At 59.3% G+C, this 499-nt stretch carries 1 protein-coding gene; it reads right to left on the bottom strand.

Annotated features, from left to right (window positions below; all coding sequences use genetic code 11):
* On the bottom strand, positions 1-499 hold a 499-nt coding region (locus tag B7449_RS18600), incomplete at both ends, for a hypothetical protein (RefSeq protein WP_048884051.1).

Genomic DNA, 499 nt, shown 5'->3' with positions numbered 1-499 from the left:
TCTTCTGGTAGGCCCTGAAGTTATCGTTTGTCGGCGCGACAATAATCTCGCGACGCCCGCCCCGGATCGCTGGCAGAGTCACGTACTGGCGCAGGTCATCGTGCTGCACGACATCCGCGAAGTCGCGATACATCGCTATGAGGTCGGCGACGTTGACGAACTCGGTGAAGCGCGTGACCGGCTTGTAAAGCCCGCTTGGCTGCAGTTCCAGTTCGGTACGGGTTTCGCCGAAATTGGCTGCCCAGGCATCGAATTCATGCAGGTAGCGCTTCTGCAGCGCCTTAAGATCCATATAGCGGCTGACCGTCCACATTTCGGCGAGCGTATTGGTGATCGGGGAGCCGGACGCCATGATCAGCGGACGTTCCGGATTTTTTGCCGCCAGGTAGCGCGTCTTCACGAAGAGATCCCAGGCCCGCTGCGAGCCGTTCGGATCGACCCCCTTGAGGTCGGACTGGTTGGTTGCAAAACTCAGCTTCCGGAACTGCTGCGCTTCATC

Source organism: Komagataeibacter intermedius TF2 (genome assembly GCF_000964425.1).
In the GTDB taxonomy this organism is placed as follows: domain Bacteria; phylum Pseudomonadota; class Alphaproteobacteria; order Acetobacterales; family Acetobacteraceae; genus Komagataeibacter; species Komagataeibacter intermedius.
This window is presented reverse-complemented; position numbering and strand designations above follow the sequence as displayed.